The sequence below is a fragment of the Microcoleus sp. MOSTC5 genome (assembly GCF_036701825.1).
GTDB classification, from domain to species: domain Bacteria; phylum Cyanobacteriota; class Cyanobacteriia; order Cyanobacteriales; family Microcoleaceae; genus Microcoleus; species Microcoleus asticus.
This window is the reverse complement of record NZ_JAUBRK010000046.1, coordinates 58,734-64,852: the sequence shown is the minus strand read 5'-3', so window position 1 is coordinate 64,852 and position 6,119 is coordinate 58,734. Positions and strand designations below refer to the sequence as shown.

Genomic DNA, 6,119 nt, shown 5'->3' with positions numbered 1-6,119 from the left:
AGAGGTACTGGAATAAAAACTAATCCTCCTATTTTTAAAATCTTAAAGCCTCCCAAGCCTTAAGTAAACCGTATTGATTTATAATAAGCTTCTATTTGTGCTTTGAAGTCTCCCGACTCGTTAAAGTTATCCCAACTGAGCCGATATCAAAATACGTATCCCTCAAAGTAACTCGCCGAGAGTTTGGCTCCAAACTCTACTGGTTTTCCTGCTTTTCCTCTCACAATGGGACGGAGATGTGGTTGGCTTAAACTGACAATTCTGTCGGAAATACTCTGTTATTTATGTTCAGCTAGCCAGTGTTGTTGGCGATAGACTTCAGTCACGACTAGCAACATCTTATATTCCCTTTTATTCAGACTCCCTAGGTCAGCACCTAACTCCTTGAGCTGTTCAATGTGAGATAAGTTTCTTTTGATGTACTGGAGTTGCTTTTTAATTGCTTTTGTTTTTTGGTTTCGAGAAGGTCGTCGTTGCTTAGCAACTTTTAAGTAATCTTTCCTCGCCTTGAGACGGTAAGTTCGAGGTTTTTTCTTGACTTGACTTTTCAGAGGCTTATAGAGAGAATCTATAATTTTTTAGGTGTGTTTTCGGGCTGCGTTTAATAGTCCTAAGTCCGTCGGATAACTAATATCGGCTGGAGCGCAAGTCGCATCAAGGATTAATTTTCCGCGATTTTTCGGCAAATTGCTTTCTGCTTCTAACTTTTTTTTTCTGATTCCGAGTCAGCGGTTTCGCGTATTCTCTTCACCATTTTTTGATTGATTTTGTTAACTATATCGACACTTATTCTTTGTCGAAAATGAACCAATAACGATGGGTCGAAGGGCGCTTCATTGCTGTAGGATGATTGACCGATAAAGTATTGCAGGTAAGGGTTTTCTCGGATTTGTTCCACCGTCTCTCGATCGCTAATTCCCAATTTTTCCTTAATAATTAATGCCCCCAACGCCAGCCGAAATGATTTAGCCGGGGGTCCCTTTTCTGTCACGAAGTTTTGAGCATATTCTGCTTCAAATTCTGACCACGGAATTATTTTTGCCATGATGACCCAACGATTATCTGCTGCCAACGCGCATCCGTTGGGGAGTTCAAAGTCTGCTGCTGGGCTTGGGGCTTGCTCAACTTTTCGGTACACGATCGCAGGTGGTGATGCACGGGTTTTGAGCCATCTTACCAGCAATGCTTGCTTTTGACTACCCCAGCCGCGCTGACAAACCCATAAAACATCTAGTTTTTCTCTTTATTCAGCAAGCCCGACTTACGCCAAGAAGGTGGAAGGATTACAGCGATCGCTCGATGTACTGCAGCTAGTACACAATTGGGTTCGACCTCACAGCAGCGTGGGTAAAGGGATAACTCCTGCTATGGCTCTAGGGTTATATCATAGACCAATCCAAATGGAAGAATTATTGAGTTGGCGCTGTCACCCAGATTCCACCACGGAATAGCAGACCAGTGCCAATTGTTTGAACCATAATTCTAGGGCGTTAATTTTATAGGTACTTATAATTTTTTTATCAAATTTCCAGCTAATATTATATCTATCGAACGATAATAACAAAATTGGTTCGTAGTGAAGAGGGAGAGTCTCGATCTAATGCGCTCTGACTTGCATTCTTCACTACGAAATAGTAACGGTTATTTTACCGGAGATGATATAAGTCAAAATTTAATTCTACTAATTCCAAATTTTTTGCAAATTGAGAACAAATCCCGGCAAAACATTTTCCCCAGAAAGGGTGAGAGGAGATTGTAAAACTTCCACATCTTGACCGGGGCGATAAATTTCAACTTCCCGTTTTTTCCGGTTAATCAGCCAACCCAAACGGCAGCCATTTTCCATATATTCTTGCATTTTGTCCTGAGTTTTTTTCAGGCTGTCGCTGGGTGAGACTAATTCAATGACAAAATCGGGACAAAGCGGGATGAATTTTTCTCTTTGTTCGGGCGTCAAAGCCTCCCAGCGCGATTTTTCTACCCAAGACGCATCGGGAGAGCGATCGGCTTTGTTTGGGAGGGTAAATCCTGTGGAGGAATCAAACACTTCGCCGAGTTCGGTTTGTTCGTTCCAAATTCCTACCTGTAAGTTAAGTTTTGAGTTGCGTTTCCCTGTTTCTCCTCCGGTTGGCGGCATGACAATTAATTCTCCGTTGGCGCTGCGTTCTAGTTTCAGTCCCGGGTTTTCTTCACACAGTTGATAAAACTGTTCGGAAGTTAATTTAATAATGGAATTGAGGTTTAATGTTATAGCAGTCATGTTTATTTACCTGCTGTTTGTATAAAAAAAAATCAAGAATTAAAAATGGGATTATTCATTCTTAATTCTTAATTGTTAACTTCTAATTCTACTGCAATTGTTTGATTCTGTTGAGCGCGTCTTGATAGGCGCTGGTTCTTCCGCCTTGTTTGTAAAGTTCTGCTGCTTTTTGAAAGTCGGCAATTGCTTTCGGTTGGTCTTTGTTGTCCAGGTAAGCTAAAGCTCGGTTGTAGTAAGCGTCGGCAAAACCGGGATTGGCTTCGATCGCCCGCGTGTATGCTTGAATAGCAGTGGAACCGCGTGTGGATTCCTGTGGGGGCAAGCCGGCGGTGATGAAAGTGCGGGCATTACCGATATTAAAATACAATTCAGGGGTATATTTGGGCTTGAAAGCGAGTGCTCTGTTGAAATCCGCGATCGCCTCCCAAGCATCTCCTCGATCTAACAGCGAAAGTCCTCGAAAATAATAGGCTTGGGCGTCTTGCGGATTGGCGGTGGATACCGGGCCGCTCGTTGGGGGAGTATTGTCTACTTTTAACTCGGATTTGTTTATTCCCGCCGCCACTAGCTTCGCGATAAATGTATTGATTGGAACTGCTGCGTTAAATCCGGTTTTAATCGGGGCGACTTCCCCGGAACTGGTTTGAGCAAAACCGAATTCGCCTTGTCCGTGCAAACCGATGACTCTGCCTTCGGAGTCGAAAACTGGCCCACCACTCATACCACTCCAAGTTACGGCTTGATACCGCAAAGTGTAACCTTCTGGGCGGTTGCGCGGGCGGCTGGTAACGAGTCCGGGAGAGAGTTCGGGTTCTCGTTCGGCGCCGAAAAGTCCGCCGGTAGCGGGATAGCCGTAAACGAAGATTTGAGTGCCGATGACGGCTAAATCGGAATCTGCGATCGTCGCGACTGGATATTCTTCGGGACTTTCAAATTTGACTACGGCTAAATCTGGGTCAGTTTCGGCGGTTTGCAAACGGGTGACGGAGCTTGCTTGATAGTTTTTTCCTAAAGACGTGCGAACGGTGTATTTCACGTCTGCTTTTTCTACGACGTGATTGACTGTTAAAACTGTGTAAGTTTTGCCGTTTTTGGCAATAATTACGCCAGAACCGTCTCCGAGGGAACTGTTAATTTGTACTGTCAGCGGCCCGGCAATGCTGGCGACTTCTTGGGGGGTTTTGGCGATCGCGGGTTGGCTGATGACTATGGTTAAGGCTGCGGTAGTTCCTGTTAGCAGGGTGCTTAAGGTGTCGTAACGAGAAAAATTTATATTCATGGCTATTGCTAATTAGTAGTTGGGTAGCGGGATTTGGAGAAGAAAGGGCGATCGGCGGTTTGTGCTTTTTTCTGTTTAGTTTTATTACTGATTTGACGCAAAGGCGATCGGCTTTGTTCTTTAGTGATAATTTTACTCGCTTTTTTGTTCCGCGATTCGCTTTTTCAATGTAGGGTGAGTACGCTGCACCTTACTTAATCTCAACGTAGGCTGCCCAACTTACTTATTAAAACTTAAAAATACATGACTCAAACTCGGTGGTTAGTTCTTCCTTAGTCATAGTTCCCCGTGCGACTCGCATGACTAAATCATATGCTCGATCGTCCGTCAAATTCAGAGTGCAACCATTTAAGCGCAAAAAGGTATCTGTCACTGCAAAAGCCGTTCGTTTATTGCCGTCAATAAAGAGATGATTCATCGCTATGTGATAGAGATAGGCTACCGCTTGTTCGCTGCTAATTGCTGGATGCAAAAATTGACCGCCAAAAGTTGCTTGCGGTTGAGCCAAAGCCGACTCTAACAAACCTTCGTCTCTGACACCAGGAGTGCCACCAAAGCTCTCTATCTGTCTGGCGTGGATACTTAAAACCATACTTTTGCTGAAAAAATTAGGAGTTGGCAAGGCAACGGTAAACCTCCTTTCTTTCGCGTTCTGAATCTAGATATCCCTGCCATGCTTTGGCTTCTAGTTTTTGTTGTTCTTCTTCAGTCTTTAAGGAACGGACAAATTCAAGCACTTTCAGCAGCAAGGGTTCTGGTACTTGGTCGAGTTCTTGAAGAAGTTGGTCTTTTGCGGTCATGTTTCTTTTTTCCTAGTTATTTTACAACTTTTTTATCCGAATTCATCAAAGTCTTGCAACTTAGAGATTGTACGCGATTATCTGTAAGCATACGGCACTGCCGTGTCCTTACAGATAACTTTTTTAAAATGAGATTACAACAATTTTACAACCAACAGATTAGATAATCAACTGCTGTTCGATCGCACTTATACATTTTGATATTCTGCAACCCATTGGACGATCGCCTCAGTCAATCCGTCTAACGTGTATTCTTTGGCTTCCACATCTAACTTACCCAATAAATTCTGACAGCTTTTGGAAGTTTCCGGCCCGATGGATGCGATGCAAACGTTTTCCAACCAATCCTTAGACAGGGACAATTTTGGGCTTTGTTGTATGAGATTGCAAAAGTTATGCACGGTTTTTGAACTGGCAAAAGTTATGATATTTACGGCTTGATTTTGGAGTGCGGATAGGGCGATCGGGTCGATAGTTTCGGGACAGCAAGATTGGTAAGCTGGCACTTCTATTACTTGCGCTCCTTTGGCGGTGAATTCTTTAACTAAAACTTCTCTGCCGCCGCTTTCTACTCTCGGAAATAGAATTTTGCAGCTTTGCAAGTTATCGGGGAAGTTATCGACTAGGGAATCGGCGACAAAGTTGGGGGGAATAAAGTCTGGTTGTAGAGAGTGCGATCGCAAACTTTCGGCTGTTTTTTTGCCGACAACTGCAATTTTAATGCCAAACAAGCTGCGGGCGTCTTTGCCTTTTGCTTGTAATCGTTGAAAAAAGCAGTCTACAGCATTGTGGGAAGTGAGAATTAACCAGTGAAAGCTTGACAATTGTGCGATCGCACTGTCTAATGGTTCCCAAGTGGACGGCGGCCCAATTACCAAGGCGGGCATTTCGATAACGCGAGCTCCTTGTTGCTGGAGTCGATCGCTAAATTCAGCCGACTGAGAAACCGATCGCGTGACTAAAATGGTTTTTCCTGCTAGCGGCAATTGGCTGTTATTAGTGGTGACGGGTGTATCGATCATATTTGTGCTTTCTGGCTGGATTAAATATTCGCGCAATCTAACTACTTCCCCAATTATTATCACGCAAGGCGATAGAGATTGACCTGCTGTTTGCTGTACAATATTTGAGAGAGTACCCAGCCATATTTGCTGTTCGGGGCGGCCGCAATCTCGAATAATGGCGATCGGAGTTTCGGTCGATCGTCCGTGCTTTTGCAATTGCCAGACGATCTCGCTCAGATTTCGCCCTCCCATCAATATTACCAAAGTTTCTATCTGCACTAATGCTTCCCATTCTAAAGCATCCGGTTCGTGGGCGCTCATCACTGCAAAACAGCGACTCATTACCGGATCAGTGAGAGGAATTCCTGCTAGTAAAGGTGCGGCTAGGGCTGATGAAATCCCGGCTATTACTTCAAAGTCGCATCCCGCTGTTATTAATGCTTGAATTTCAGAACTAGAACGGCCAAAAATAAACGGATCGCCGCTTTTTAAGCGAATTACTTTTTTTCCTATTTTGCAATGTTCTACCAGCAAACGGTTAATTTCTTGCTGCTGGGTGGAAGGTTGACCGCCGCGTTTCCCGACTTCGATTTTCCGACAAGTTGCTGGGATTAATTCTAGTTGCGGGATGTCGATGAGAGCGTCGTAGATTAGGACTTCGGCTTGGGATAGCAGTTTGTGCGATCGCACTGTCATCAAGTTACAATCTCCGGGCCCCGCACCGACTAGATAAACTTTCCCTTTGTGGTTTTTCACAATTCCTCCTCGATAGTATA

General features: G+C 44.2%; 5 protein-coding genes and 1 pseudogene. All 6 read right to left on the bottom strand.

The genetic code is table 11. The features are described from left to right. Positions 1-83: 83 nt before the first annotated feature. Positions 84-1,138, bottom strand: a pseudogene (locus QUA54_RS23405) (IS5 family transposase); the annotation flags it as partial. 543 nt (positions 1,139-1,681) lie between these two features. After that, positions 1,682-2,260 (bottom strand): Uma2 family endonuclease, encoded by a 579-nt coding sequence (locus tag QUA54_RS23400; protein WP_172188652.1) that lies wholly within the window; start codon positions 2,258-2,260, stop codon positions 1,682-1,684. A gap of 88 nt (positions 2,261-2,348) precedes the next feature. After that, positions 2,349-3,539 (bottom strand): tetratricopeptide repeat-containing serine protease family protein, encoded by a 1,191-nt coding sequence (locus tag QUA54_RS23395; RefSeq protein WP_333416503.1) that lies wholly within the window; start codon positions 3,537-3,539, stop codon positions 2,349-2,351. Positions 3,540-3,765: 226 nt separating this feature from the next. Continuing rightward, entirely contained in the window at positions 3,766-4,131 is a 366-nt protein-coding gene (locus QUA54_RS23390) for a type II toxin-antitoxin system death-on-curing family toxin (RefSeq protein ID WP_333416502.1), read from the bottom strand. Positions 4,132-4,147: 16 nt separating this feature from the next. Further along, on the bottom strand, positions 4,148-4,339 hold the full coding sequence (locus QUA54_RS23385; RefSeq protein WP_333416501.1) for a DUF2281 domain-containing protein: 192 nt from the start codon (positions 4,337-4,339) through the stop codon (positions 4,148-4,150). A gap of 188 nt (positions 4,340-4,527) precedes the next feature. Beyond that, the gene (cobA, locus tag QUA54_RS23380; RefSeq protein ID WP_333416500.1) at positions 4,528-6,099 is read right to left on the bottom strand and encodes a uroporphyrinogen-III C-methyltransferase; all 1,572 of its coding nucleotides are present in this window, start codon (positions 6,097-6,099) and stop codon (positions 4,528-4,530) included. Positions 6,100-6,119: the final 20 nt, after the last annotated feature.